24 protein-coding genes are annotated in these 26,799 nt (G+C 66.6%); 9 read left to right on the top strand and 15 right to left on the bottom strand.

The window, feature by feature from the left end; translation table 11 throughout:
- Positions 1–162 precede the first annotated feature (162 nt).
- On the top strand, positions 163–1,500 hold the full coding sequence (locus tag J2X01_RS18860; protein ID WP_310061047.1) for a GAF domain-containing protein: 1,338 nt from the start codon (positions 163–165) through the stop codon (positions 1,498–1,500).
- A gap of 49 nt (positions 1,501–1,549) precedes the next feature.
- Here the strand turns inward: J2X01_RS18860 and J2X01_RS18855 are convergent, their stop codons facing one another.
- Positions 1,550–2,533, bottom strand: coding sequence for a hypothetical protein (locus tag J2X01_RS18855; protein ID WP_310061045.1), 984 nt, complete (start codon positions 2,531–2,533; stop codon positions 1,550–1,552).
- Positions 2,500–3,147, bottom strand: a complete 648-nt coding sequence (locus tag J2X01_RS18850; protein ID WP_310061043.1) for a DUF6318 family protein — start codon at positions 3,145–3,147, stop codon at positions 2,500–2,502. The genes J2X01_RS18855 and J2X01_RS18850 overlap by 34 nt, the downstream gene beginning before the upstream one ends.
- A gap of 220 nt (positions 3,148–3,367) precedes the next feature.
- On the opposite strand from J2X01_RS18850, the gene J2X01_RS18845 reads away from it, so the two are divergent.
- Together J2X01_RS18845 and J2X01_RS18840 are read left to right on the top strand one after the other, a co-directional pair.
- Complete coding sequence (locus tag J2X01_RS18845; protein ID WP_310061040.1) at positions 3,368–3,802, top strand: pyridoxamine 5'-phosphate oxidase family protein; 435 nt, start codon at positions 3,368–3,370, stop codon at positions 3,800–3,802.
- 93 nt (positions 3,803–3,895) lie between these two features.
- Positions 3,896–4,327 (top strand): very short patch repair endonuclease, encoded by a 432-nt coding sequence (locus tag J2X01_RS18840; protein WP_310061037.1) that lies wholly within the window; start codon positions 3,896–3,898, stop codon positions 4,325–4,327.
- 297 nt (positions 4,328–4,624) lie between these two features.
- On the opposite strand, the gene J2X01_RS18835 is transcribed toward J2X01_RS18840, so the two are convergent.
- The 7 genes from J2X01_RS18835 to J2X01_RS18805 form a co-directional block, all read right to left on the bottom strand.
- Positions 4,625–4,786, bottom strand: a complete 162-nt coding sequence (locus J2X01_RS18835; RefSeq protein WP_310061034.1) for a hypothetical protein — start codon at positions 4,784–4,786, stop codon at positions 4,625–4,627.
- Positions 4,787–4,839: 53 nt separating this feature from the next.
- Positions 4,840–6,081 carry a 5-methylcytosine restriction system specificity protein McrC gene (locus tag J2X01_RS18830; protein WP_310061032.1) on the bottom strand — a complete coding sequence of 414 codons (1,242 nt, stop codon included), beginning with the start codon at positions 6,079–6,081 and terminating at the stop codon, positions 4,840–4,842.
- Positions 6,059–8,290, bottom strand: coding sequence for an McrB family protein (locus J2X01_RS18825; protein WP_310061029.1), 2,232 nt, complete (start codon positions 8,288–8,290; stop codon positions 6,059–6,061). Before J2X01_RS18825 ends, J2X01_RS18830 begins: the two co-directional genes overlap by 23 nt.
- Positions 8,291–8,382: 92 nt before the next feature.
- On the bottom strand, positions 8,383–8,661 hold the full coding sequence (locus J2X01_RS18820) for a hypothetical protein (protein WP_310061026.1): 279 nt from the start codon (positions 8,659–8,661) through the stop codon (positions 8,383–8,385).
- Between the two features lie 78 nt (positions 8,662–8,739).
- Positions 8,740–9,198: an acyl-CoA thioesterase gene (locus J2X01_RS18815; protein ID WP_310061074.1), complete on the bottom strand. Its 459-nt coding sequence runs from the start codon at positions 9,196–9,198 to the stop codon at positions 8,740–8,742.
- Positions 9,199–9,284: 86 nt separating this feature from the next.
- Complete coding sequence (locus J2X01_RS18810) at positions 9,285–11,213, bottom strand: ABC transporter ATP-binding protein (protein ID WP_310061071.1); 1,929 nt, start codon at positions 11,211–11,213, stop codon at positions 9,285–9,287.
- A gap of 158 nt (positions 11,214–11,371) precedes the next feature.
- Positions 11,372–13,105, bottom strand: coding sequence for an ABC transporter ATP-binding protein (locus J2X01_RS18805; RefSeq protein ID WP_310061023.1), 1,734 nt, complete (start codon positions 13,103–13,105; stop codon positions 11,372–11,374).
- Positions 13,106–13,552: 447 nt separating this feature from the next.
- Between J2X01_RS18805 and J2X01_RS18800 the strand changes: the two genes are divergently transcribed.
- Together J2X01_RS18800 and J2X01_RS18795 are read left to right on the top strand one after the other, a co-directional pair.
- Positions 13,553–14,290: a hypothetical protein gene (locus J2X01_RS18800; protein ID WP_310061021.1), complete on the top strand. Its 738-nt coding sequence runs from the start codon at positions 13,553–13,555 to the stop codon at positions 14,288–14,290.
- Positions 14,291–14,363: 73 nt separating this feature from the next.
- Positions 14,364–15,116 (top strand): class F sortase, encoded by a 753-nt coding sequence (locus J2X01_RS18795; RefSeq protein WP_310061017.1) that lies wholly within the window; start codon positions 14,364–14,366, stop codon positions 15,114–15,116.
- A gap of 43 nt (positions 15,117–15,159) precedes the next feature.
- On the opposite strand, the gene J2X01_RS18790 is transcribed toward J2X01_RS18795, so the two are convergent.
- The 4 genes from J2X01_RS18790 to speB form a co-directional block, all read right to left on the bottom strand.
- The gene (locus J2X01_RS18790) at positions 15,160–16,953 is read right to left on the bottom strand and encodes an MFS transporter (RefSeq protein ID WP_310061014.1); all 1,794 of its coding nucleotides are present in this window, start codon (positions 16,951–16,953) and stop codon (positions 15,160–15,162) included.
- 9 nt (positions 16,954–16,962) lie between these two features.
- Positions 16,963–17,442: a MarR family winged helix-turn-helix transcriptional regulator gene (locus tag J2X01_RS18785; protein WP_310061011.1), complete on the bottom strand. Its 480-nt coding sequence runs from the start codon at positions 17,440–17,442 to the stop codon at positions 16,963–16,965.
- A 142-nt stretch (positions 17,443–17,584) separates the two neighbouring features.
- Complete coding sequence (locus tag J2X01_RS18780) at positions 17,585–19,261, bottom strand: thiamine pyrophosphate-binding protein (protein ID WP_310061006.1); 1,677 nt, start codon at positions 19,259–19,261, stop codon at positions 17,585–17,587.
- Entirely contained in the window at positions 19,258–20,355 is a 1,098-nt protein-coding gene (speB, locus tag J2X01_RS18775; protein ID WP_310061004.1) for an agmatinase, read from the bottom strand. Before speB ends, J2X01_RS18780 begins: the two co-directional genes overlap by 4 nt.
- Before the next feature lie 309 nt (positions 20,356–20,664).
- Here speB and J2X01_RS18770 point away from each other — a divergent pair, with 309 nt between their 5' ends.
- The gene (locus J2X01_RS18770; protein WP_310061001.1) at positions 20,665–21,501 is read left to right on the top strand and encodes a DUF559 domain-containing protein; all 837 of its coding nucleotides are present in this window, start codon (positions 20,665–20,667) and stop codon (positions 21,499–21,501) included.
- Between the two features lie 155 nt (positions 21,502–21,656).
- On the opposite strand, the gene J2X01_RS18765 is transcribed toward J2X01_RS18770, so the two are convergent.
- Positions 21,657–22,232, bottom strand: coding sequence for a helix-turn-helix domain-containing protein (locus J2X01_RS18765; protein WP_310060998.1), 576 nt, complete (start codon positions 22,230–22,232; stop codon positions 21,657–21,659).
- A gap of 305 nt (positions 22,233–22,537) precedes the next feature.
- Here J2X01_RS18765 and J2X01_RS18760 point away from each other — a divergent pair, with 305 nt between their 5' ends.
- Positions 22,538–24,061 (top strand): sodium:solute symporter family protein, encoded by a 1,524-nt coding sequence (locus J2X01_RS18760; RefSeq protein WP_310060996.1) that lies wholly within the window; start codon positions 22,538–22,540, stop codon positions 24,059–24,061.
- A gap of 122 nt (positions 24,062–24,183) precedes the next feature.
- Here J2X01_RS18760 and J2X01_RS18755 read toward each other — a convergent pair whose 3' ends face one another.
- Positions 24,184–24,420, bottom strand: a complete 237-nt coding sequence (locus tag J2X01_RS18755; RefSeq protein ID WP_310060994.1) for a hypothetical protein — start codon at positions 24,418–24,420, stop codon at positions 24,184–24,186.
- A gap of 263 nt (positions 24,421–24,683) precedes the next feature.
- On the opposite strand from J2X01_RS18755, the gene J2X01_RS18750 reads away from it, so the two are divergent.
- The gene (locus J2X01_RS18750) at positions 24,684–25,889 is read left to right on the top strand and encodes a VIT1/CCC1 transporter family protein (RefSeq protein WP_310060991.1); all 1,206 of its coding nucleotides are present in this window, start codon (positions 24,684–24,686) and stop codon (positions 25,887–25,889) included.
- A complete protein-coding gene (locus J2X01_RS18745; RefSeq protein WP_310060989.1) occupies positions 25,889–26,797 on the top strand; it encodes a matrixin family metalloprotease in 909 nt (302 codons plus the stop codon). Before J2X01_RS18750 ends, J2X01_RS18745 begins: the two co-directional genes overlap by 1 nt.
- Positions 26,798–26,799 lie beyond the last annotated feature (2 nt).

The following is a 26,799-nucleotide window of genomic DNA, read 5'->3' as shown; positions in this document are numbered from 1 at the left end:
CCTTGCATGGCGTTCAGTCCACGCAGTGACCCGCATCACAAGTAAAGTTCGCCGGGGGTTACAATCGGGTTACACAGAGCTCCCAAGCTCCTGGCCCGCGCCCCTGCTGGCCAGGAGGGCGGTGGCTGGCCGGGTGCGACGATTCGAGGGCGAGTTGGAACAATGAGCACGCGGCAGGGCGGCCGCTCCATCACGCAACTCTCGGACCTAAGGTCTTCTGCGCCGGCCGAGTACGCACGCGCCCTTCGGAAGGCGCACGAGGCCACGGTTTCCGGCACTCCGAACCCGCATTTGTCGCCGTCCCTCGCCAAGTCCTGGCAGCGTTCCCTGGCGCTGGGCATCAATCCGGACCAGCACCGTCCGGTCCACCGGCATGAAGTTTCCGAGGCGCGTTCGCTCAGTGCCGGCCACCGCCTGGCCGCCGTGATGCCTGCACTGTCCCAGTTGCTCGCCGATGAGACCGCGAGCGGTCGCCATCTGTTGATCGTGACCGATCACGCGGGCGAAGTGCTGTGGCGCGTTGGCAGCAAACAGGCATTGAAACTCGCGGACTCCCTGGAGTTCGTGGAGGGGGCCGACTGGTCCGAATCAGGCGTTGGCACCAACGCCATCAGTGAAGCCCTGGTGACGGGCGCCCCCGCGCAACTCTTCTCGGCCGAGCATCTGGTGCGGACGCATCACGACTGGGCCTGCACGGCCTCCCCGATCCGCGACCCTCTCACGGGGGAAGTCATCGGAGTCCTGGACGTGTCCGGCCCGTTCGAATCCGTCACGCCGGACAGCCTGCGCCTAGTGCGCTGTGGCGTGCGGCTGGCTGAGGAACTGCTGAAATCTGCCGCCCCGCCGGTTGGGGCTGGCCCCAGGAGCGGACAGTCTGCCGGGTCTGCTCTGCGCGCCGACGCCGGGGTCCGGTCGCAGCTGACGCTGCGGCTGCTGGGGGACGCACCGTCCGCGGTGCTCGACGGCGGCGCGCACCGCCCGCTGACACTGCGCCGTGCCGAGATCCTGGCCCTGCTGGCCTCCCGGACCCAGGGCTGGAGCGCCGACGAACTCGCCTATGAGATCCACGGAGACGCGGGCACCGCTGCGGCGATCCGGACCGAGATGCACCGGATACGCAGCATGCTGGGCAATGTCGTGGAGGCGAACCCCTACCGCTTCTCGTCGACCTTCAGGGTGGTTACGGATGCCTCACTGGTGGCCGGCCATTTGCGGGACGGCCGGGTCGCCGAGGCATTTGCGGCGTATGGAGCCAAATTCCTCAACCGTTCGAATAACCTCGCGATCGGGTTCATGCGCGACGAGCTCAATGAAGCCGTCGGCGCCTCCGTCCGGGCCAGCGGAGACGCCGGGCTGATGCTCCAGTGGTGCACCAGCGACATGGGCTCCTCGGACACCGCGGCCGCAGCCACTGCGGCCAGACTGTTGGGGCCCCGGGATTCACGTGGCCAGCTGGTCAGCGCCCGGATGGAACGGCTCGACCGGGAGTTGCGGGCGTAGGTCCTGTGCCATTGGTATTCCTGCCTCTGCCGAGGGCCGGGGATCCACTCTAGGGAGCAGGAGGTACGACGCCGGGGCACCCTTGACCTTGCGGGTTGCGGAGGCAGTCGTCAGCGTAATTCCGGGTGATGGAGCGCCAGACACTCACGGTCTGCGGCGGCGCGCTGAATTGCCCCTGGCCAGGGATGGGCAAGGGCGGGCCGCCGTTGACGGAGTATGTGCCCTGGAAATGGGTCGTCAGAACCACCGAGAAATCGCCGGTCTGTGTGAAGACGTGGCTGGTGGCCGTCTTTTCGCCCCAGCGGTCCTGCGGGAGAGCTCCACCGGCCGCAGCCAGTGGCCCCAGCGAGGTTCCGTCACCGTAACTCCAGGTGTACTGGACGGGCTTGGCAATGACATGTACTTTTTGCGCCAGTAGGGTGATGTCGAATTGCTGCTCGGCGGCTTCAGCGAAGAAGTTTGTTTCTGCACCCCTCAGAGTGTGCGGACTCGGCTGAGCCGTGACAGAACCTGCAGCGACCGGTAGTCGCTGGAACTCCGTCTGAATCATGGCGGCGATCCTGGGAAGCAAATCCTCCGGTCTCGGGTCGAAGAGACACGTGGGTCCCGAATGGAAGCTCCAGGTTGGGTTTGGCACGCCGGCCGGGGCCTTCAGCCACACAACCGGAATTCCATCGTTCCCGTCGGGGCCGTTCTTACAGTCCACGAGGACGGCCAGGCAGTCCGTGTCGAAGTCGCCGCCGCCCAGGTGGCACTGAAGCTCGTATTTGTATTGGTAGGGGTCAGCTTGAGGAACACCCGGTTGAAGCGCCACGAACTTCCCTGTCGCTGGATCCAGCCTCCAGCCGCCGACATTGACGCCCTGATTGCCGAAACCGGCATCGATGCCGCCATCACCCTCTGCATACGCAGCGTGAGGAACGAAACTAAATCCGGCCAGTACGCATACGACGGCAAAGAATAGGCGCACGCCGAGCCCGACAGGCAAACCCCGGTCGATCATCGAATTGGATGAAGACCGACGAGCTGCCATGAGCCGCCCTTGTATGTCACGAGCATTATGTTTCCCGTGTCGGATGGCTCCGTTGCTTCGCGGAATTCGGCCCCTCCCGGCTCAAAGTACGAAATCCGCGCCTGCTGCACTTGCACGATTACCTGATGCTGGCCGCTGGCCTCAGCTTCAAAAGTTATGCTGATAGACGGGGTTTCAATGTGCCCGCCGGCCAGCCATCGATCGCTCGCATAGTTCGCAGTCAATGAGCTGGATATGTTGGAACAAAACTCACAGCTGGGGGCTGTGACAGATTCCAATCCTGAAGAATCACCCGTTTCGTAGGCGAAATTCAACTGGCTGAACCAGTACCGCGCAAACGCCTCCAACCCTTCCTTAGTCTCGGCCTTCGCAGCCTCCGGCAGCACAGGAACCGGCACGTTCTGGGCCCGGCCCGAGGCATCGGCAGGTTTGTAGCTGGCTGTTGGGGTTGGGGTGGCCGTCGGCATCGCCGTCGGACTCGACGACTCGGGTGCGGCCGTTGCCCCCGGCGTCGTTCCCCCGCCGGTGCAGGCTGTGACCGAGAGCAGGGACAGCGCAATCAGGATGGCGCAGATGCGTCTGCGCCGAACTAAGGATGAAGTGCGAGATGTCATGGTCAGCTATTCCCCCCGATAGAAATCAAGACCCCTGTTGCCAAACGTTGCCTTAAGGGTAACCGACATCACATTTTGAGCATCAAGGTTATCCACAGGGCCGGGGCGCTCGACGATCCCTCCCTGCCATCGGGCCACGTCAAACCCAGTGTGACCAACACATACCAACTTTCCGCGTTAGCCTCTGGCGCTTTTCTACACAGCCCAGAACAATGAACCCATGATGTTCGAACACACAGACGAAAACCCCATCCTCAACCTTGATGACGATCAGAGCTGGAAGCTGATCGAAGGCACAAAGCACGGCAGGCTCGTGGTCATCGTGGGCGGCGAACCCGATATCTTTCCGGTGAACTACGCCGTAAGCGGCAGGAAGCTCTACCTCCGCACGGCGCCCGGCAACAAACTCGCGGAACTGACCATCAACGCCAAGGTGCTGTTCGAAACAGACGGCATCCTCTCCGACGAGGCCTGGTCGGTCGTCCTGCGCGGCACCGCCCGGGTGCTGGACCAGTCCGCCGATATCGCAGCGGCAGAGGCCCTTGGGCTCAAGCCGTGGGTGCCCACCCTGAAAGACTTTTACGTCGAGATCGAGCCCACCGCCGTCAGCGGGCGCCACTTCCAGTTCGGCGAGCACCCGGAGCGGGAAATCTAAAAATCCAGCAGTCCCCCGACGGCGGCCACCGCCCAGCCATACCGCCCAGCCTTACCGCCACACCCGACCCACTCGGCCGCCTAGACTTAAACCATGGCGGACAAGCTGACCCCCGAGCGGCGCAGCTGGAACATGTCCCGCATCCGCGGAAAGAACACCAAGCCTGAATTGCTGGTCCGAAAGCTGCTCCACGCCAAGGGCTACCGTTACCGGCTGCACGGCACCGCCCGCGGGGGAAGGCTGCCGGGCAACCCGGATCTGGTCTTCGCCGGCCGCCACAAAGTCATCTTCGTCAATGGCTGCTTCTGGCATTTCCATGACTGCAGGGTCGGGCAACACGCACCCAAAGCCAACGCGGAGTTTTGGGAAACCAAACGCACGCGGACGCGGATCCGCGACGCCGAACAGCGACAGCTGCTCGAGGGCTCAGGCTGGGAGGTCCTCACCCTCTGGGAGTGCGAGCTCAAAGATCTCGCTGCGCTGGAGCGGCAACTGGATGACTTCCTGCTGGATCCGTCCCCTTAAGGCTTTTCCCTGCGTCCCGCCGTCGGACGCTCCTTGGTGGCCCTGGCAACGAAAATGCCCGGAATTCATTCTTAGCGAGATCAAAAATAGCTAAGCGGCATGGACGACAGTCTGGTCTGTCTCGGGTAATATCCGAGGCTGGGGGGAAAAGGACTCCATCGGGTCCGCACTTACTCGTATCACTACTCCACGGGAGAGCGCCAGATGCCGCACTTGCTGAGGTCCACCACGCCGTTTAGGACTACAACTCGGCTATCGAAGTCATCCCCCGAGTCCCTGGCGCAGGACCACCGGCGGTCACCCGACGCCGACGATCTCGGCGCCCTGCGCCAGCAGGTGTCCGCGATCCTTGACGCGATTCTCTCCGACACCAAGCCCGAAGAGGCGCAGGTGCGCGAAGATCTCCGCCGGCATGTCGCCAACAACCCCGGCCAGCCGGAAAAAGCGCTCCTGAGCCATCTGCTGGCTGTTTCCACGGAACAGCAAGCCAGTTAGCAGCTGCCGGGGAGGAGTCAGCGGCTGATGGTCGCCTGACGCACCACTTCGCCCCAGGACTGCTGCGCGAGGTCCGCCACGGAGGCCAGGATTTCCGCCGGCGGCCGCGACAGGTCCAGTGGGAACTCCACCACATCGATGTCAGTGTTGAGGATCCGGCGCAGCTTGATTTCGCCCGCGCCGGGATACACCAGCCAGGCCGTCGGAACCCGCAGCGAGGTGCAGTACGCCAGCATCCGGTAGTGGTCCCCCGACAGTGAGGCCCCGACGTCGGCCGCGGCCTGGTACTTGGCGTCGTAGACCATCACCGGCCGGCCACCCAGCAGGTGGACGGCTCCGGGCTGCACCACGATCCGGTCCGAGTCGCGCACGGCCTCATTGAGGAGCGCGTTGTACCGCAGCCGCATCTCCCCCGGGTATGCCGCCATGGCCTCACGCAGCGCCGTCCCCACGAAGTCCGCGAACACAACGGACATGTCCACCACAAACGACGCCGACTGTTGCGTACCGTCGCCGGCCTCCGCCGAAGCATGGCGCAGGATCACCTCGGAGAGCCGCAGCGAGGCCTGGTACCTGGTGTTCATCCGGCTGGGCCGCCAGGCCGGCAGGGGCGCGCCGGACTGCAGCCGGGTCACGGCCGCAAGCTTGCCCTTAAGCTGGCGAAGCCGGCTCAGCGCCTCGGGCCGCACGCCCGGGACCTGCGACATCCGTTCCAGCGCCGCCCGCAGGATGCGGTTCTCGGCAATGTCCTCGGTGAACTCGTCGTAGGAAACCTCGAGGGGAACAAGCATGCCGGGCCGTCGCGAGATCTGGTCCGAAATACGGATCCGGCCCTTGACCGTCCGGAGCGATTCGTCCACGGTGAGGTAGCCCTGCAGCACGCCACGGCTGAGCGCGCGGTCCGCAAGCTGGGCCAGCGACTCGGCCAGCGCGCTCCACAGGTCCGCTTCCTCGACCGCGGCGACGGAATCCTCCCGGAATCCCTGGTCGCCGGCGTAACCGAGCAGGAACAGCAGCCGGCCCAGGCCGAGCCGTTCCTTGGGCCGCACCTCGAGCTGCAGCGTCGCGGTGCGGACCGAGCCGACCTTTCCAACGGGCTCGATCCGGTACAGACCCAGGCCCAGGGGCGAGGCTTTGGCCAGGCCGCTGCCGTTGACGTAGGCAGCGCTGGCGGCGTCGAGCCGGTCGACGACGCCGCCGGAGAGCTCGTCAAGGACGATCCGGCGGGCCGGCTGGCTAGACGCGCGCAAGGCGGTCAAGCAGTTGTTCCAGTCCGAACCGCTCCTCCAACTGCACGCGGTTCAGCTGGCCGTGGTAGTGCTCTTCCAGCAGCGGCATCAGCTCGTATTTCCAGATCCGGCGCAGGCCCTTGGGCGTCTGAGCCGACGGCTTCATGAAGTAGGACGGGCCGATCATCAGGTCCCGGTCCCATTCATCGATGGCGTCGTTGAGCGCGTCCATCAGCAGGGCCGGCGTCGTGTCCAGGTCCCGGGCCTGCAGGAACCGCAGCAGCGATCCCTTCACCGGTTCCGTCTTGGGGTGGAGCTCGATAAAGGAGAAGCGGCGGCGGATGGCCGCATCCATCATCGCAATCGACCGGTCCGCCGTGTTCATGGTGCCGATGATGTAGAGGTTGTCCGGCAGGGTAAAGGGCTCGTTGGGGCTGTACTGCAGGTAGATCCGGTCATCGCGGTATTCGAGCAGGAAATACAGCTCGCCGAACACCTTCGCGAGGTTCGCGCGGTTCATCTCATCGATGATCAGGAAGTACGGTTTGCTCTCGTTCCCGGGTTTGGCAGCCTCTTCGGCGATCCGGCGCAGCGGGCCGGCCACCAGTTTGAAGGACACCTGGCCTTCCTCTGTCTTGTCCGGCCGGAAGCCCTCGAAAAAGTCCTCGTAGGCGTAGGAAGGGTGGAACTGCACCAGCTTGACGCGCTCGTCCGTCGTGTCGCCGGCGAGCTCAGCGGCCAGATGCTTGGCGAGGTACGTCTTGCCGGTACCGGGCGGACCGTACAGCACCAACTGCCGGTTCTCCTCCAGCAATTCGGCGATCTCCTGCAGCGGCTCCAGGTCCATGTGCAGCGACGCGGCAAACTCCGGCGTCAATGGGCGGAAACCTTCACAGGCAGGTTCGACGACGGCGGCCGGCTCGGTGCCGTCGCCCTCCTCGGCTTCCGCCTCGGCGGGAAGGAGCGCCTCCAGGGCCTGGATGACGCGGGTGATGTCCACGACGATGCCGGAGGTGGCCAGCTGCCGCTGCACGTGGCGGGGTAGCTCGGTAATGGTGTGCGTTTCGTCGAACCAACGCACCTTCCGGCGCAACCGGCGGTTGTCCTCGCGGTGTTCAGGCTCACCGAGGACCACACCCACCCGCACGGTGCCGGAGCTCTGGTAGAGGGCCAGGTCGCCGGGCTTCATCACGGTCAGGAAGGCGAAGACCGCGGTTTTGGTGTCTTCGCGTTCCACGTAGCCGAGGTGCTTGTAGTCCTCATCCACTGCATGCTGGACGAGACCGGCCGTGACGCCGGTCTCCAGCAGGCGGAGGTGCTCGACGTCGAGCGTCACCGTCTCCTCGGATTGCCAGGTGCCGAGCAGTTCGGGATGGTCGTGGTGGGTGCGCAGCAGCCAGGCCCGCCGCCCGGGGTCGCCCACCTTTCGCCACTGGCTGACCAGCTGCCGGGAGTACCAGTCGATCCGTTGGCCGGCCTGTTCGTCGAGGTGCAGCCGGATGCGGTGGATGTCGGCGGAAACCTCCTCGTCGCTGTCGCCCTTTGCGCCGCCCACGAGGGAGGCAAAGGCATCGCGGATCTCCTGGCGCTCGACGTCGGCCACAACGGGTTCGAAGTAGCTGGGCCAGACCAGGAATTCGATGCTGCGGCGGATGGCGGGCTGGTCATCGGGCGTGCCGGCAACCAGCCGGTGGAACGCCAGCGGATCCTTGACGGCGGCAGCGACGGTGCCCGCCGGACGCTGGGCAACGTGCTGCACGAACCGGCAGAGCCATTTCAGGTGGTCCCAGATGGTCCAGTTGAACTCCGCGGTGCGGTCCCGGATAACACCGTGGTCCGTCATTCCCGCGAACAGCTCGTCCGGCAGTTGCAGCGGCGGTTCCAGCCAGGACGCGGCTTCGGCCACGCGTGCCCGCTTGACCTTGAGGGACTTCACCTCGTGTGCCAGTGGCAGGGACTGCAGGAACAGCAGCTCGACGGCCAGCTGCTTGGCGCCCCGGGAGGCGTCCTGCAGGTTTTGCCGCAGGTTGGTCATCATGGGCGCTTTGGGGTCCGGAACCCCGCGTTCGAGCCGATCGAGCAGCTCCGCGGCGGCCTGCACCGACCACGTTTTGGTGCGCCCGTCCAGGGCCGAGGGTTTGCCGTGCAGCCCTGGCCCCAAGACAAACCATGCCGCGTCTTCGATCTCCTTGGAGATGCCGAGGGCGCGGTGCATGGCAGGCTTTTTGGTTGGGGTCATGCTTTCAATTTACAGGCTTAAGCTGGACGCCCGCATCACGGCCCCCGCTGAAGTTACTGAACAGTAGACAAATCCGGGTGGTTCACTGTCTGTTACTTGGCTGCCAGGCTCCGCTTGACGCCGAAGGTGAAATAGCTGCCGGGACCGACGAAATTGACCAGGGTCGCCAGCCGCCACAAGGTTTTGCCGCCGCGGATCTGGTCGGCCGGGCGGCGTGAGATGTCGCGCTGGGCTGCGAAGAGAAGCGACAGCTGGACGATGGCGGCGGTAATGGTTCCGAACTTCGCCATCGGCGAGAGTTCCTTCCAGGTCTTCTTCCGGGCGTTCCTCCTGCGTTTGTTTGCCATGAACTGTGCTCGTTTGTTCACCATGATGAATGCTCCTTGGCTTCCGGGCTGACTGCCCGCGGGTTGTTCATTCTAGGGACGATCGGTGCACCGAGGTAGAGGCTATCGGACCGGGTTGGCCGGATCCGCGGCCGGGGCGGCGCGGACGGCCGTGTAGAGATCCAGCTTGTCCTTCTGCTCTGGCGTGAGCCTGAGCACCCGCCCGGTGGATTCCTCCACGAAGGCCAGGTGGCTGGTGGCCCGGACACAGTCCTCGCCGGTGACGGGGTCCTGGACCAGATAGTGGATGTCGAAGCTGGCCCCCTTCACCGCCCCGATCCACAGCTGCACCAGGGCCGGGACGTTGCGGTACTCCAGGGTCCGGACGTACCGGATCTTGTGCTCCACGATCAGCGCCAGGGTCCCCTCCGGGACCTCGTTGAAGAGCGGCACCGGGGGCTCGACGCCGGGCAGCCCGGGACCGCGCGGCGGCCCGAAGGCTGCAATGCGGGCCTCCTCGAGAATCCGGACGATTTGGACGTTGTTGATGTGGCCGTAGGCGTCCATGTCGCCCCAGCGCATCGGGATCTGCACCTCGATGCGCCGGGAATCGACGGCCGGGCCGGAGGACGGGACAGCGGCGGGGCCGTCGGCCCGGTTGGCGGCGCTCAGCTGTGCACCGCCGTCGGGTCGTTTTCGAGGACCTGCTCGGCGTCTTCTCCGGCGAACTGGGACATGTACAGGCGGTAGTACGCGCCCTTGAGGTCCAGCAGCTGGGCATGCGCACCCTGCTCCACGATCCGGCCGGCCTCCATCACCAGGATCGTGTCGGCGTCGCGGATGGTGGAGAGCCGGTGGGCGATCACGAAGCTCGTGCGGTCGGTCCGCAGGGCGGCCATGGCCTTCTGGACAAGCACTTCGGTGCGGGTGTCCACCGAGCTGGTGGCCTCGTCCAGGATCAGCAGCGAGGGGTTGGCCACGAAGGCCCGGGCGATGGTGATCAGCTGCTTCTCGCCGGCGCTGACGTTGTTGCCTTCCTCGTCGATGATCGTGTTGTAGCCCTCCGGGAGGGCGCGGACGAAGCGGTCGACGAAGGTGGCCTTCGCCGCCTCCATCACCTGGTCCTCGGTGGCGTCCAGCTTGCCGTAGCGGATGTTGTCGTAGATGGTTCCGCCGAAGAGCCAGGCGTCCTGCAGCACCATGCCCACCTTGGCCCGGAGCTCCGAACGGCTCAGGTGGGTGATGTCGACGCCGTCCAGCGTGATGTTGCCGTCCTGGAGCTCATAGAAGCGCATCACGAGGTTTACCAGGGTTGTCTTGCCGGCGCCGGTGGGGCCGACGATCGCCACGGTGTGCCCGGGCTCCGCGGTGAAGGACAGGTCCTCGATCAGGGGTTTGTCCGGGGTGTAGCTGAAGGTGACGTGCCGGAACTCGACGTGTCCGTCGGTCTTGGCCGGCAGCTTCTCGGTGGCGGTTTCGGCGTCCTGTTCCTCGGCGTCGAGGAATTCAAAGACCCGCTCCGCGGAGGCAACGCCGGACTGCAGCATGTTCGCCATGCCCGCCATCTGGCCCAGCGGCTGGGTGAACTCCCGTGAGTACTGGATGAACGCGGTGGCGTCGCCCAGGCTCATGCCGCCGGAGGCGACGCGGAGCCCGCCGACGACCGCGATTCCGACGTAGCTGAGGTAGGACACGAACTGCATGACCGGCATGATCATGCCGGAGACGAACTGCGCCCCGAAGCTGGCCTTGTAGAGGGCCTCGTTCCGCTCGTCGAAGCGCTCCAGCATGTCGGCATCGCGGCCGAAGACGCGGACGAGGTCGTGTCCGGAGAAGGACTCCTCGATCTGGCCGTTGAGCTCGCCGGTGTTCTTCCACTGTGCGGCGAAGAGCTTCTGGCTGCGGGAGCCGATGATGCCGGCGGCCACGGCCGAGAGCGGCAGTGCGACGAGGGCAATCAGGGCCAGCTGCCAGGACACGATGAACATCATGATGACGATGCCGATCACCGTCAGCGCCGAGTTTACCAACTGCGCGAAGGCCTGCTGCAGCGCCTGCTGGATGTTGTCCACGTCGTTCGTGACCCGGGACAGGATATCGCCGCGCTGGCGGGTGTCGAAGTAGTTCAGCGGCAGCCGGTTCAGCTTTTTCTCGGTGTCATCGCGCAACTGGCGGACCACCCGCATGACCAGGATGTTCAGGACGTAACCCTGCAGCCAGAGGAAGACGTTGGCGACGAAGTACATCACCAGCACCACGCTGATCAGGAACGCGAGTTGCTGGAAATCGATGCCGACGCCGGGGACGACGTCCATCTTGGAGAGCATGTCCGCGAAGTTGTCCTGGCCCTGGGCGCGCAGGCCTTCGATGAACTGTTCCTTCGTGCCCCCGGCGGGCAGTTGCTTGCCCACGACGCCGCCGAAGATCACGTCCATCGCCTGCCCGAGGATCCGGGGTGCCACAACGTTGAGGACGACGGCGACCGTCACCATCGCGAGCACGGCGATGATGCCGGCCCGTTCAGGCTTCAGCAGGCCCATCAGCCGCTTCGCGGAGGGCCAGAATTGCTGGGCTTTCTTCGCGGGCACGCCGAACATGCCGCCGTCGGCCTCGCCGGGCGTATATTCCTCCTCGTAGAAATCGTCGTCCGGGTCAACGGTCGCGAGCTGCGGGTCCGCGAGTTGCGCATCCAACTGTGGGGCCGGCGGCGTGGCGCCCCGTTTCGTGAATTCTGGGGAGACGTTCTCTTTGGTGCTCATGCCACGGCCTCTGCAGTCAGCTGGGATTCAACGATTTCCTGGTAGGTGCTGGAGGTCTCCAGCAGTTCCTCATGCGTGCCGCGGTCCACGATCCGCCCGTTGTCGAGCACCAGGATCTGGTCGGCGTCGGCGATGGTGGAGACGCGCTGGCCAACAATGATGACCGTGGCGTCGGCGGTTTTCGCCTTGAGTGCCCGGCGGAGCCGTGCGTCGGTGGCGACGTCGAGGGCGGAGAAGGAGTCGTCGAACAGGAAGACCTTGGGCTCGGTGACGAGGGCACGGGCGATGCAGAGGCGCTGACGCTGGCCGCCCGAGACGTTGGTGCCGCCCTGGGCAATCCGTGAGCCGAGTCCGTTCTTCTTCTCGCGCACAAAATCAGCTGCCTGGGCCACCGTCAGGGCGTCCCAGAGCTGCTCGTCCGTGGCCTCGGGCCTGCCGAAGCGCAGGTTGTGCTCGATGCTCCCGGAGAACAGGTACGGCCGCTGCGGCACCATGGCTACGCGCTGGGTGATCTCCGAGCGGTCCAGCTTGGTGACGGGAACACCGTCGAGCAGCACCTCCCCCGAGGCGGCGTCGTAGAGACGGGGCAGCAGGGCCAGGAGGCTGGTTTTGCCGGCGCCGGTGGAGCCGATGATCGCCACGGTCTGGCCGGGCTCGGCGGTGAAGCTGATGTCGCTCAGTACCGGCGCTTCGGCGCCGGGGTAGGCGAAGGACACGTTGCGGAACTCGACGTGGCCGGTCTTTTTCACCGGCGTCACCGGGGCGAGGGCCTCGTGGATGGAGGGTTCGACGTCGAGCACCTCGCCGATACGGTCCGCGCAGACCGAGGCCCGCGGAATCATCATGGCCATGAAGGTACCCATCATGACCGCCATCAGGATCTGCAGCAGGTACTGCAGGAACGCCGTCAGGGCGCCGACCTGCATCTCGCCGGCTTCGACCCGCTGACCGCCGAACCACAGCACGGCTGCGGTGGAGACGTGCAGGATCATGCCGATCGCCGGGAACATCAGCACGAACAGGGCGCCGATCTTCAGTGACACGTCGGTGAGTTCCTTGTTCGCGGCACCGAAGCGCTCGGCCTCGTGCGGTTCTCGGACGAAGGCGCGGACCACGCGGATGCCGATGATCTGCTCGCGGAGGATCCCGTTGAGCCGGTCGATCTTCTTCTGCATGGAGCGGAAAAGCGGCATCAGGCGGACCACCAGGTAGCCCACCACTACGATGAGCACCGGAACGGACACCCAGACCAGCCAGGACAGGTTCAGGTCCTCGCGGACGGCCATGAAAATGCCGCCGATGCACATGATGGGTGTGGCCACCATGAAGTTCAGCCCCATCAGCATCAGCATCTGCACCTGCTGGACGTCATTGGTGCCGCGCGTGATCAGGGTGGGGGCGCCGAAAACGCTGACGTCCTTTGCGGAGAAGCTCGTGACCTTGCGGAACACGCCACGGCGGAGGTCGCGCCCGAACGCCATGGCGGCCTTGGACCCAAAGTAGACGCCGGCGATCGCGGTGGCGACCTGGATCAGGGCGACGCCGAGCATCACCCCGCCGGTGCGCCAGATGTAGTCCGTGTCCCCGCGGGAGACGCCCTCGTCAATGATCTGGGCGTTCAGGCTGGGAAGATACAGCGCCGCGATGGTGGAGGCCAGTTGGAAAAGTATGACTGCCGCAATGTACGGCAGATACGGCTTCGAATAGCGCCGTATGAGAGTGACAAGCATGCCCACGGGTCCTTAGGAATTAATGAATAGATCAGGCTGGAGAAGCATCTGGCGGGGTCCATCAACAGGATGTACCCATTAGTAGCAAAGGGGGCCGACAGCCATAGCCTTCCAACTCTACGAAACGACCGGCCCGGGCGGAACATCGGACGCCGAAAATCATCCATACGGCGTACATTTCCCAGGCCGGGGTGGCCGAAGTCACCTTCGGCCCCAGTAGCCACCTGCGGCCACAGTGGTGCGGGCCAAAAGAACCGGTAGTCCACCGGGTAGCGATTACTCGTGCCCGCCGGTACCCTTCGGCCTAGCGTGGACCTGTCAGTTACTGGACAACTCTGCAGGAGAAACAAAGGTTATCTGGGAACCTGCGATAAGCGGTCGGCTCGGCCACGAGCGGCCACCTCCCGCAGTCTGGTCAGTCCGCAATGATCCAGATGGAGAACCACAATGAAGAAAGTCCTCGCAGCGGCCGGCATCGCCGGCCTTGCCCTGCTGGGCGCCAGCGGCCCCGCAAATGCCGACCCAGACAATAAAATCAGCATCTGCCATTCGACCGGCTCCGAGTCGAACCCATACGTCGAAATTACGATCAGCGAGAACGGACTCAACGGGCACTACGCCCGGGGAGCGCACGACGGCGACATTGTTCCGGCCCCGGCCAGCGGCTGCCCTGCGGGCGACGACGGCGACCACGGATCGGATTCGAAGAAGGTCACCATTTGCCACGCGACGGGATCCGAGAAGAACCCGTACGTTGTCATCACCATTGCCGAGCAGGCCTGGGTCCACGGCCACAAGGGCGGGCACAACGGCAACGCCGACATCTACCCGGTCCCCGCAAAGGGCTGCCACGAAGCTGATCACCACCACGACGATGACGACCACCACGGGGAGAACCCGGGCGAAGACACCACGGTGCCGCCCGCTGTCGTGCCGCCCGCAGTCGAGCCGCCCGGAGAAGGCGAAGCGGTTCCGCCCGCTGCCGGCGCAGCGGTGGTAGTTCCGTCCGGTGTCGGTGCCGCGGTTGCGGTCAACCGGGGATTCAACGCCCAAACCGCTGTGGCCAGCGGCACTGATGCCGGACTTCCGGGATGGGTGGGAGGCCTGGCGGCACTGCTCACGGCCGGCGCGGTGGTCGCCCTGCGGCGCCGAGGGCGCGGGCTGGACGCGGACACAACCCTGTAGGGGCTGCCGTGGGAAGGGCACCGGAGCGCAGGGGCCGGTGCCCCTTCCTTTCAGAACTCACGAAGGAGCTCCCATGCCCTTCCTCCACTCCCCGGCCCGCGGTTCAACGAGCGCGAAGCCGCGGACCTGGAACCGCGGCGATCTGCTGATTCTGGCGTGCGGCCTGGTCGCCTTCCTCATCCTGACGTTCCTGTCCGGCCCGGGACCCTCCGGCCAATCCGAACCTGCCGGCGCCCCGCCGGCGGCCACGGCGCCCGGGGACGCGGGAAGCCCCACCCGCAGCGCGCCAGAGGGCGGCGCCGCGGGACTGGACAACGTCGTTACCGGCACGGACGGCGCACAAGAGGAAGCCGGACAGCCGCCCGCGCTGCCACCGGCGGCGGCACCCCGTCGCATCGTTTATCCGGCCGCCGGCATCGACGTCGTGGTCCACCCGCTGGATCCCAGCCCAAGCGACATCGCATCCCAGACCATCGTGCCGCCCGTCTCCTTCGATGGTTACTGGGTCACGACCTTCGGCACGCCCGGTGCGGGATCCACCAATACGACGTACATCATGGGCCACAGCTGGGAAGACCGGGATGCACCGTTCAACCGGCTCAGTTCGGCCACCGCCCCCGGGGACATCTTCGAGGTGACGACGACCGCGGGCACGATCAGCTACCGCGTGGACTGGATCTCCACCGAGGACAAGTCCACGCTCAAGGACCATCAAATCTGGCAGGTCGTTCCCAACCGGCTGGTCCTCATCAGTTGCTACACGGAGGATCTGTTCGGGAAGAACGTTGTGCTGGTGGCTTCTCCCGCTCCCGCAACGGGACCCTAAGTCCGCCCCGGCGCATACCGCCGCCGCCAGCTGGGCGCGCCGCCTATTGGGTCCGTCGCTGGCTTGCGCGCTGCCGGCTGAGGACGTCGACAAACTCCCGGTCGAGGTCGACGATTCCGGTCCCGGCCGCGGGTCCAGCGTGCGCGGACGGTGCGTGCGCGGACGGTGCGTGCGCCGCCGCAGCGTGCAATGACCGTGCGGGCGCAGACGCAGCGGGCAGAACTGGGGTGTGCGCAGCCGGTGTTGACGCAGCCGGGGCGGCCGGGCCGCCGCCGTCGTCGTCGCCTTTGGCGGAGGGGGCGACGATGTCCACGGTGCGGCGCAGCGGCTCTTCCTTGATGAAGAGGATCGCGACCAGGGCGACCACGCCGACGATCGCGGAGATCATGAAGATCTGGGCGGTTGCGTCACCATAGGCGGCCCGCATGATCTCGCGGACGGGCTCCGGCATGTCCTTGAGGTCCATGCTGGTGCCGGCCCCGCCGCTGGTGGGAATCCCCGCGGCGGCCAGGCCCTCGGTGGCGAGTTCCTTCACCCGGTTGGCCATGATGGCTCCCAGTACGGAGACGCCGATGGCGCCGCCGACCGACCGGAAAAACGCGACCGAGGCGCTGGCAGTGCCGATATCCCTGGCCCGCACGGTGTTCTGCACTGCAAGGACGAGGTTCTGCATCAGCAGGCCCAGGCCGAGGCCGAGAATCGCGGTGTAGACGCCGGCCAGCCAGAGTTCGGTGGTGTGGTCGATCGTACCGGTCAGTCCGAGCCCGCCAATCAGCAGGGTCGAACCCGCGACCAGGTACCGCTTCCATTTTCCGGTCCGGCTGATCAGCTGGCCGGAGACGACGGAACCGATCAGGTTGCCGGCGATCATCGGCAGGGTCAGGAGCCCCGCTTCGGTGGGTGACGCGCCGCGGGCCACCTGGAAGTACTGGCCCAGGAACGTAGAGGAACCGAACATCGCGACGCCGACGGCGACCGAGGCAAGGATGGCGAGGGCGGTGGTGCGCTGCGAAATGATCTTCAGCGGAATGATCGGCTGCGGCACCTTGGATTCGACCAGGACCAGCAGGGCCAACAGGGCGATTCCGCCGCCCACCATGGCCACGGTCTGCCAGGACCACCAGTCGTAGTAGTCCGGGTTGCCGGCGAACGACACCCAGATCAGCAGCAGGCTGACACCGGAGGTCAGCAGGATGGAACCGAGCCAGTCGATCTTGGCGGGACGCCGGACATGCGGCAGCTTCAGGGTGATCTGCAGCAGGATGAGCGCAATAATGGCCAGCGGAACACACACGAAGAAGGTCCAGCGCCAGCCCAGCGGGCTGTCCACGATAAAGCCGCCGAGCAGCGGGCCGCCGGCGGTGCCCACCGCCATGACCGCGCCCATGTAGCCGGAGTATTTGCCGCGGTCCCGCGGCGGGATGATGGAACCGATGATGGCCATCGCAAGCGCCGTGAGCCCGCCCATGGCGACACCCTGGATCACGCGGGCGGTCAACAGCAGCGGGATCGTCTCGGACAGGCCCGCCATGACGGAGCCGGCCACGAAGATCACGATGCTCAGCTGGACCAGCATCTTCTTGTTGAACAGGTCGGCGAGCTTGCCCCAGATCGGGGTGGTTGCGGCGTTGGCCAGCAGGGCCGCGGTGATGACCCAGGCGAAGTCCGTCTGGGTTCCATTGAGTTCGGACATGATCGTGGGAAGTGCGTTCGCGACGATCGTGCTGCTGATGATCGCGGTGAAGAACGCGGCCAGCAGGCCGGTCAGGGCTTCCATGATCTGGCGGTGGGTCATCACCACCGTTGGTGCCGGTGTCATTTCTGTGCTTGCTGTCATGCGGGTCTCCTAAACAATTTCGGTCGTATTAATGGAACCGGCCGTCGTTGCCCGGGCTGAGGTCCTGAGGGACTCAGCAAGTTTCTGCAAGGTCTTCGTGGTCTCTTCGACGTCCTGCTCGCTCCAGTCCTGCAGGAAGCCGAGGAGGGTGGCGGCGCGCTGGTCCTCGATCGAGCGCAGCTTCGCGGCTCCGGACGCGGAAAGCGCGATCAGCTGTGCCCGCCCGTCCAGGGGGTCGGGCCGGCGGACCACGTAGCCCTGTTCCTCGAGCTCGCAAACGTGCCGGCTCAGGACCGGGGCGCTCACACCGAGCCGCTCCGCAAGCGTGGTGGCGCGGGCTTCCCCCTCCCCCACGAAGCGCAGGACGCCCTGCAGCGCCACCCCGGTGTCTTCCCCGCGGAGCTTGACCGCGGCGACACAACGGACGGCGCGCTGCAGATCGAAGATCTGGCGGACGAGTTTGGCTGCGGTGTCCTGCGCTACTGCCATAACGGCCCCCTCTTTGTTTGCCTAAGGCAACAATATATCAGAAATTTAGTTACTTTGGGAAACTAACCCTTTTTGGGGCTTAAATGCCAAGCGCGGACCGGCAGCAGTGCTGCCGGTCCGCGCCGTGGCCTGGGCGGGGTGCTCAGGCCCCCACATGGGTGGGGGCGAACATCTTGAGCAGGGTTTCGACGACGACGACGTTCGGCCCGTCTGCGGCGAAACCGGCCTTGAGCGCGTCCCCGACATCCTCCGGCGCGACCCGGACGGCCGGAACGCCGAAGGCCTCGGCCAGCTTAACGAAGTCAGGGCGGGCGAGTTCCGTGGCCGTGGCCTGGCCGAAGGCGCCGACCATGTATTCGCGCAGGATGCCGTAGCCGCCGTCGTCGACGATCAGCCAGGTGACGGGGACATTGTGCTGCCTGGCCGTGGCCAGCTCGGAGATGGAGTACATAGCCGAGCCGTCGCCGGAGACGGCGAGCACCCGGGCCGAAGCGCCGGGGCTGCCGGTGGTTTCCAGGCCGACGGCACCGCCGATGGCCGCGGGGAAGCCGAAGCCGAGCCCCCCGGCGCCCTGCGCGGAGTGGAACTGGCCTTCGCGGGCATCCCAGCAGCTCCAGGCCCAGTAGGCCGAAATGGTCATGTCCCAGAACGTCTGCATGGTGGCGGGCACGGCCTCGCGGATGTCGGCCATGAACTTCAGCTCCTTGCCGAGGTCCTGGGATTCCAGCCGCGCCTTGACCTTGGCCAGGTTTTCCTTGACCAGGGTCTCGGATGGGGTGCCGTGCCAGTCAGCGCGGGCTTCGTGCCGGTCGGTGAGCGCGGCGTCCAGGGCCGCGTCGAGGGCGGCGAGCGCCTGGCCGGCGTCGGCCCGGATCCCAAGGCCGGGGCGGTTGGATTCCAGCACGCGCGGTTCGGCGTCAATCTGGATGATCCTGCCGCGCGGCGCAAAGGTGAAGTAGTTGGACGTGACTTCGCCGAGCGAGGAGCCCACCACGATCAGCACGTCGGCGTCCTCGAGCAGCTCCGTCATGTACTGGTCCTCAATCCAGGCCTGCAGCGAGAGCTCATGGTTCCACGGGAACGCGCCGTTCCCGCCGGGGGTGCAGATGACCGGGGCCCGCAGTTTCTCCGCGATGGAGAGCAGCGACTTCTCGGCCCGGCCCCGGCGGGTGCCACCGCCGGCGATGATGGCGGGGCGCTCCGCCGTCGCGAGCCATTTCACGGCTTCGCGGACCAGTTCCACCCGGGGCGGATTGTCGGCCGCCTCGGCGAGGGCGTCCTCCACCGGAGGCACCATGATGGGATCCAGCAGCACGTTCTGCGGGATTTCGAGCCAGACGGGGCCCTGCGGCGAGGAGATCGCCTCGGTCCAGGCGTCCTGGATGGCGGAGGGAATGCCGGAGGCATGCTGGATGAGCCGCTGGCTCTTGGTGACGTTCGCGGCCGAGGCCTTCTGGTCATCGAGCTGGTGCAGCATGCCCTTGCGGCGGGCGCCAAGCCCCTCCAGCGGGATCTGGCTGGCGACGACCACCATCGGAACGCCGGTGGCGTAGGCCTCCTGCAGCCCGGCCAGCGAGGTCAGGGCGCCGGGGCCGGTGGAGAGGAAGAGGACACCCACCTCGCCGGTGGCGCGGGAGTACCCGTCCGCGGCGAAGGCCGAGTTGTTCTCCACCCGGGAGGAGACGAAGTGCAGGTTTCCGCGGCCCATGGCGTCGAAGAGACCCAGCGCGTGCTGGCCCGGGATTCCGAAGACGGTTTTGGCGCCAAGCGCCTCGAGGGTCTCGACGACGAGGTCGCCGCCGTTGCGGACGCCGGTCACTGGGAGACCCCGCTCTCGACGCGCTGGGCGGCCGGGGCGGTCGGAGCCGCGAAACCGGCCGGGCGGCGGGATTCCTGCCCGAGGGCCTGGGCGGCGTAGCCGGTGGCGGCGCCGAAGCGGTCGCCGTCAATTGCGCGGTCCGCCATCAGCGTGACCAGTTCATAGGCGACGTGGCTGGCGGCGACGCCGGTGATGTCGGCGTGGTCGTAGGCCGGTGCGACCTCGACCACGTCGGCCCCGACCAGGTTCATCCCGCGGAGTCCGCGGATGATTTCCAGCAGCTCGCGGCTGGTGATGCCGCCCGCTTCCGGCGTTCCCGTGCCGGGCGCGTGGGCGGGATCCAGCACGTCGATGTCCACGGAGATGTAGAGCGGACGGTTCCCGATCCGGTCCCGGACCTTGGCGACGGTTTCCAGCACACCCTGGTAATAGACGTCGGCGGAGGTAACGATGCCGAAGCCGAACCGGTGGTCGTCGTCGAGGTCTTTCTTGCCGTAGAGCGGGCCGCGGGTGCCGATGTGGCTGATGGCCTCGGTATCCAGGATGCCTTCCTCGACGGCGCGGCGGAACGGGGTGCCGTGGGTGTATTCGGCGCCGAAGTATGTGTCCCAGGTGTCCAGGTGCGCATCGAAGTGCAGCATGGCGATGGGCTGGCCGGCGCATTCGGCGGCGGCGCGGAGCAGCGGCAGCGCAATGGTGTGGTCACCGCCGAGCGTCAGCAGCTTGCTGCCGGAGGCCGTCAGGTCCAGCGCATTCTGCTGGATGGTCTCGATCGCTTCATGGATGTTGAAGGGGTTGACCGCCATATCGCCGGCGTCGGCCACCTGGATGTTCTCGAAGGGGCTGACGTCCCACGCCGGATTGTACGGGCGCAGCAGCCGGCTGGCCTCGCGGATGTGGTTGGACCCGAAGCGGGCGCCCGGGCGGTAGGAGACGCCCGAGTCGAAGGGCACGCCGACAACGGTGACGTCCGCCTTCGCGACCTGGTCCAGCCGCGGCAGGCGCGCGTAGGTGGCGGCTCCCGCGTAGCGCGGAATGCGGGATGAATCGATGGGGCCAAGGTTGCCATTGGCCTCGATGCGCAGCTCTTCCAAAAGAACGCCTCTCCTTCGAGGATTGACCGACGGGTGTGACAGCCATCATACACACGAAGTTGCCTCTTGTGCATCAAATGTTTACCTGAGCTCGTGAGTGCTGGCGGGCCTCTGCGTTCCAGCCCAGTTGCTTTCCCCCGCTGTCGGCCGGCGCCCCCGCGGAACCGCGGAAACCCGGGGCTCCACCGCCGCCAGGGTCCGGTGCCGCGGCGGGTAACTGGGCAGGAGCGCGGACTCCCCTGGTGCCAGTTGTCCAGATAGCCCCGCTGCCCGGTTCCGCAGCCGTTCGCCACACCATGTACTGGCTCTATGGACCCCTTGGAGTATTTGGCCCGGCTCGGTGGCGTCGCCCGGACCAGGCAATTGCTGGCCGCCGGCTTTTCCCGGACAGACATCGCCCACTTGGCCGACGCCGGTGCGCGGCACCTGCGGCGGGGGGTGTTCGCCCTTCCCGACTGCAGACCCGAGCTCATGGCCGCAGTACGGCACAATGCCCGGGTCAGCTGCGCCAGCGCGGCCGGACACTACGGGCTGTGGCTGCGGGAGGCGCCAGCGCAGCACCATCTGGCCTGCACCCACGGACATGGAGATGGCTTCGTCCGGCACCGGACGGTTCGCTTTGACGGCCATCCGTCGCTGCCCCTGGCCGCGGTCGAGGACGTCGTGCTTCATGCCATGAGCTGCCTCGCACCTCCGGCATCAACGGCGATCGCTACCTCGGCGATGCGCCTGCATGGCGTGCCCTTGGAATTGCTCAAGGACCAGCTCCTTGGTGACAGATCCGGGCCGGCATTGAAGGCGCTGCGTCTTCTGGATCTGCGGGCCGAGTCCATTGTGGAGGTGGACGCCCAGCACCTGTTCCGCACCAACGGAATTGGCTACGACGCCCAGGTCCATCTGCCCGGAATTGGCCGGGTCGACTTCCTGCTCGAGGGATTCCTGATTGTGGAGGTGGACGGCTTTGCCTTCCACTCCAACCGCGAGGCTCTGCGCCGGGACCTGGGCCGGAACAACGCCTCGACACTCAGCGGTTTTGCCGTGCTCCGGTATATGCCCGAACACATCTGGTTTGAGCCGCAGCGCGTTCTGGCTGAGGTCCGTGCCGTGCTGGGCCGCCGCCCGCGGGCCGGAGCCGCCGTCCACTGACGCTCCCTCCCAGTTGCTCCGGCGCCCGCCCGGCGGCACCCACGGAATTCCGGGGTTCGCCATCTGACGGCAGCCGGCGCGGGCCCAGTAACTGGGCAGGAACGCCGGGCCGGGCCGGGCCGGGCCGGTAGGGGTTGCGGCTCGCGGCGGGGAACCTAGCGGCTCGCGGCGGGGACCAGCACCCAGAGGACCTCGACGGCCTCGTCGGTCGGATTCACCCAGGTGTGCGGCTCGCGGCCGGGGAAGGTCACGGTGTCCCCCGAGTGCAGTTCGAATTCCTCGTTCGTGAGGATCAGCCGGATGCTGCCCTGGATAACGTGCAGCACGTCGACATCGCAGTCCACCGCGTAAAGTTCCGATTCGCCACGGCCGCGGGGCTCGATCACGGCCTGGATGATCTGCACCCGGCGCTCCGAGCGCGCGGTCAGCAGCCGCTCCACGATCCCCTCGCCGCCCAGCGAAATCCGCGGACCCTCGTTCTTTTTCGTGAGATGCGTTTCCGGGGCGGCGAAGAGGTCGCCGATGGAGATGGAGAGCACCTGGCACAGGGTCACCAAGGACGCGACCGAGGGTGAGGTGAGGTCGCGCTCGACCCGGCTGAGGAAACCCTTGGTCAGCCCGGTGGCGTCGGCAACCTGCTCGATGGTGAGCCGCTGCGACTGCCGTGCGGCACGGATCCGCGAACCGATAGCAACCGGAACGTTGCTCGGTTCAACTGGTAGAGCCTTCATTTAGGAACCTTTCACGGCCGGCCGCTCGGCCCCATCATTGGAGCAATACTAGCGGGACCGCATCCCCCGGAGGCCGGATCCACCCGCGACGCGTAATACGTCTTGACTGTTACCCGGATCACATCATAGGCTTTGGCAACAAAGGTTGCCTATTAGGCAATTGCTGCGGCCGGGGTGTGGCCCGATCTGAGGGCCACTCCATCCGGATACGCGTCACCATACCCGTCAAGAAGCACCTGATCCCCGACACTCTGTTGCGTGCCGGCGGGTTCAGCCCTGCTCCGAACAGCTCCGAGGAGCCCCTAATGGACGCAAGTTTCGTCAACATCGCCATTGTGGTGGTGTACCTGGCCGCCATGCTGGCGTTTGGGTGGTGGGGTAAGTCCCGCACCAAGAACAACAGCGACTTCCTGGTGGCCGGGCGCCGCCTCGGCCCGTTTCTTTACACCGGAACCATGGCCGCCGTCGTGCTCGGCGGCGCTTCCACCGTCGGCGGCGTCGGCCTGGGCTACAAGTTCGGCATCTCCGGCATGTGGCTCGTGGTCGCGATCGGCGCCGGCGTGCTGCTGCTCAGCCTGCTCTTTGCCAGCACCATCCAGAAACTGAAGATCTACACCGTTTCCCAGATGCTGAGCCTGCGCTACGGCAGCCACGCCACCCAGACCTCCGGCATCGTGATGCTCGCCTACACATTGATGCTCTGCGCCACATCCACCGGCGCCTACGCGACCATCTTCGTGGTGCTTTTCGGCTGGGACCGTGCCCTCGCCATCGCCATTGGCGGCGCGATTGTCCTGGTCTACTCGACCATCGGCGGCATGTGGTCCATCACCCTGGCCGACCAGGTCCAGTTCGTTATCAAGACGGTCGGTATCTTCGTCCTGATGCTGCCGTTCACACTCAACGCCGCCGGCGGCCTGGAGGGCATCCGTGCCCGCGTCGATGCCAGCTTCTTTCAGGTCGACGGGATCGGCCTCCAGACGATCATCACCTACTTTGTCGTCTACACCCTGGGCCTGCTCATCGGCCAGGACATCTGGCAGCGCGTTTTCACCGCCAAGACCCCCACGGTCGCCCGCTGGGGCGGCGCGACCGCCGGCATCTACTGCATCCTGTACGGTGCGGCCGGCGCCCTGATCGGCCTCGGCGCCCGTGTTGCCCTGCCGGACATCGACGTCAAGGCCCTCGGCAAGGACGTGGTCTACGCCGAGGTCGCCACCAACCTGCTGCCGATCGGCATCGGCGGCCTGGTGCTCGCCGCGGCCGTCGCCGCCATGATGTCCACCGCTTCCGGCGCCCTGATCGCCGCCGCCACCGTGGCCCGCGCCGATGTCCTGCCGTTCGTCGCCAGCTGGTTCGGCAAGAACATCAACACGGACGACACGGACAACCCGGAGCACGACGTTAGGGCCAACCGCATGTGGGTCCTGGGCCTCGGCGTGGTGGCGATCGTCATCGCCATCGTCACGAAGGACGTTGTCGCGGCACTCACCATCGCCTACGACATCCTCGTTGGCGGTCTCCTCGTCGCCATCCTCGGCGGCCTGATCTGGAAGCGCGGCACCGGAGCCGCCGCGGCCGCCTCCATGGCCGTGGGCTCGGTCATCACGCTCGGCACCATGATCATCCTGGAGATCAACGCCGAGGTGCCGCTGGACGGAATCTACGCCAACGAACCGATCTACTACGGCTTGCTGGCCTCCGCGGTGGTCTACATCGCGGTGTCGCTGCTGACCGCACCGACCGATCCAGCCGTCATGGCCAACTGGCGCCGGCGGGTCGCCGGCGGCGCCGCCGAGGACGAACAGGTTCCCGTCCTGACCCACTGAGGTTCCCGACGCGGTCGGCTCGTGACCCCAGGGTCGTGACCGCGGGCTAAAGGTCGACGGCGGCGCTCCCCTCACCGGGGGCGCCACCGTCGACCTTTAACAAACTCAGAAGGTTGGGAGAATCACTCATTTTCCTCCGGCTCAAGGAATTCTTCCCCTTCCAGGGGCACCACCGGCGTCTCGTCCCCCAGGAAGTCCTCCTCGCCGAGCGGAACGAGCCGATCCGCCTCCTCCAGCAGCCCTTCTTCCTCAGTCTCCGCGGCATCACTCACGGGCGCGTCCTCGGCATAGTCGTAGGCGGGGTCGGACTCGAGGGAATCCCGCGCCGGCTGACTTGGACCTGAGCCGATATTGTCCATGATGCAACCTCCGTGTCGCTGGGGTGGCGGCGAAGTCCCCGGGGAGCCCGCCCTGGCTTTCATTCGAACACCGGGAACCCGGACGGTCAAGAGCTCCCAGCAGGCCGCAACCCAACGGCCCGGTACGGCCGCGCGGCCTGGCATTTATTACGGTTGGCCTAAACTCTGCACTGAGGATCGCCAGCCGAAAATCCGCGGAAATACGGGGTACTCTGGATACGCAATGGGGCCGAACCATGCCCTTTTCGAGCCCAGGAGCTTCCGTGTCCCAGCACGCCACATCTGACCCCTTCAACCCGGACCCCCACCGCGAACCCGCCCCCGGGACAACTGCCGCGTCACCGGCCGCATCACCGGCTGCGCCCACCCCGGCCGCCCCGGAACCGGCTCCACCGAGCGCCGCGGACATCAAGCGGTGGCGGCAGTACCTCGCCGACGAACGGGCCGAAGCCGCCGTCTACCGAGAACTGGCCCAGAACCGCCAAGGCGAGGAGCGCGAGATCCTGCTCGCACTGGCTGAAGCCGAAGGCCGCCATGAGGCGCATTGGCTCAAACTGCTCGGCGGCCACGCCGGCCGCCCCCGCCAGGCCTCGCTCCGCAGCCAGTTCCTGGGTTTCCTCGCCCGCCATTTCGGCTCCGTGTTCGTCCTGGCCCTCGCGCAGCGGGCCGAAAGCCGTTCACCGTACTCCACCGACCCCTCCGCCACCCAGGCCATGGTCGCCGACGAACAGATCCACGAGGAAGTCGTTCGGGGCCTCGCCACCCGCGGGCGCAACCGGATGGCCGGCACCTTCCGCGCCGCCGTCTTCGGCGCCAATGACGGGCTGGTCAGCAACCTTTCCCTGGTCATGGGCATGGCCGCCTCCGGCGTGGGCAGTTCCGTGGTCCTGCTCAGCGGGATCGCCGGGCTGCTCGCCGGTGCGCTGTCGATGGGGGCAGGCGAGTTCATTTCCGTGCGCTCCCAGCGCGAACTCCTGGCCGCGACCCGCCCCACCCAGATCACGCTGGCGGCCGCACCCCTACTGGACATCGAACACAACGAACTCCTGCTGGTCTACCTGGCCCGCGGGATGTCGCGGGAGGCTGCCGAACACCGCGTCGCGGAACGGATGGGCCTGCTTGACTGCGACTGCGATCCCAGCCTCTCGCTGCACCCGGAGCTGCCGGAAACGCCTGACGCACACGAAGCCGTCGGCACCGCCTGGAGCGCGGCGGCGTCGAGCTTCTGCTTCTTCGCGTCCGGCGCCGTGGTGCCGATCCTGCCCTTCATCCTGGGCATGACCGGCGTCGCGGCCCTCGTGCTGTCCGCCGTCCTGGTGGGCCTGGCGCTGCTGCTGACCGGCGGCGTCGTCGGGCTCCTGTCCGGTACGTCCCCGACCAGCCGTGGCCTCCGCCAACTGGCGATCGGGATCGGCGCCGCCGGCGTGACCTATCTGCTGGGCCTGGCCTTCGGCGCCGTGATCGAGTAATGGACGGTCCTGAGTTCCGGGACCGGACACCGCGCCACAGCAGCGCCCGCACCACGTGGCGGGTTACCCGCGGCCTCGCCGCCGCCGCGGTGATTGCCGGTGCCGCGTTCCTGGCGGCCGGTTACATCTACGGGGACCCACGTTTCGCCGGTCTCTTCGAAGTCAGCCGCGGGGCCGGGGCGGGCACAGCGGTCCCCAGCGAGCCCGGGCGTCCGGCATCCGCCCAGGCCGTGCGCACCGACACTCCCCCGGCTGGCTTCGAAGAGCAGGACGAGCCGCTCGGGCGCCCGCAGAAGCCGGCCGCCGCCAGCAGCTCGTACCGGTTCCTGGCCATGAATGACGACGGCACCCCGGTGGGCTATTCGCCGTGCCGGCCGCTGCACTTCGTGGTCAATGCGGCGCTTGCCCCGGAGGGCGCCGCCCGCCTGGTGGAGGACGCGATCGGGACGATTTCGCGGGCGACCGGCATCACGTTCGTCGACGACGGGGCAACCGCCGAGGCGCCCTCCCAGTCCCGCATCCCGTATCAGCCCGCGGTCTACGGGGAACGCTGGGCTCCGCTGCTGATCGCGTGGACCACCCCGGACCAGGCCCCGCAGCTCAAGGGCCCGGTGATCGGCACCGGGGGCAGCACCCACTTCAGCTTCGGCGCCGGACCCAAGAGCTTCGTCACCGGCAGCCTGGAACTCGATGCCCCGCAGATCGCCGAGGACCTGAGCAGGAAGGACGGCGCCGCGTACGCCACAGCGGTGATCCTGCACGAACTCGGCCATGTCATGGGGCTGGAGCATGTGGACGACCCCGTGCAGCTGATGTACCCCGAGATCGGCGCGCCGGACGGGCTGGCCGCCGGCGACCGGAACGGCCTGTACGAGCTGGGCAAAGCCCAGTGCCGCAAGGACCTCTGAGC

The sequence above is a fragment of the Arthrobacter ginsengisoli genome (assembly GCF_031456935.1).
GTDB classification, from domain to species: domain Bacteria; phylum Actinomycetota; class Actinomycetes; order Actinomycetales; family Micrococcaceae; genus Arthrobacter; species Arthrobacter ginsengisoli.
Note: the sequence above shows the minus strand (reverse complement) of the source record. Positions and strands in the feature narration are given on the sequence as shown.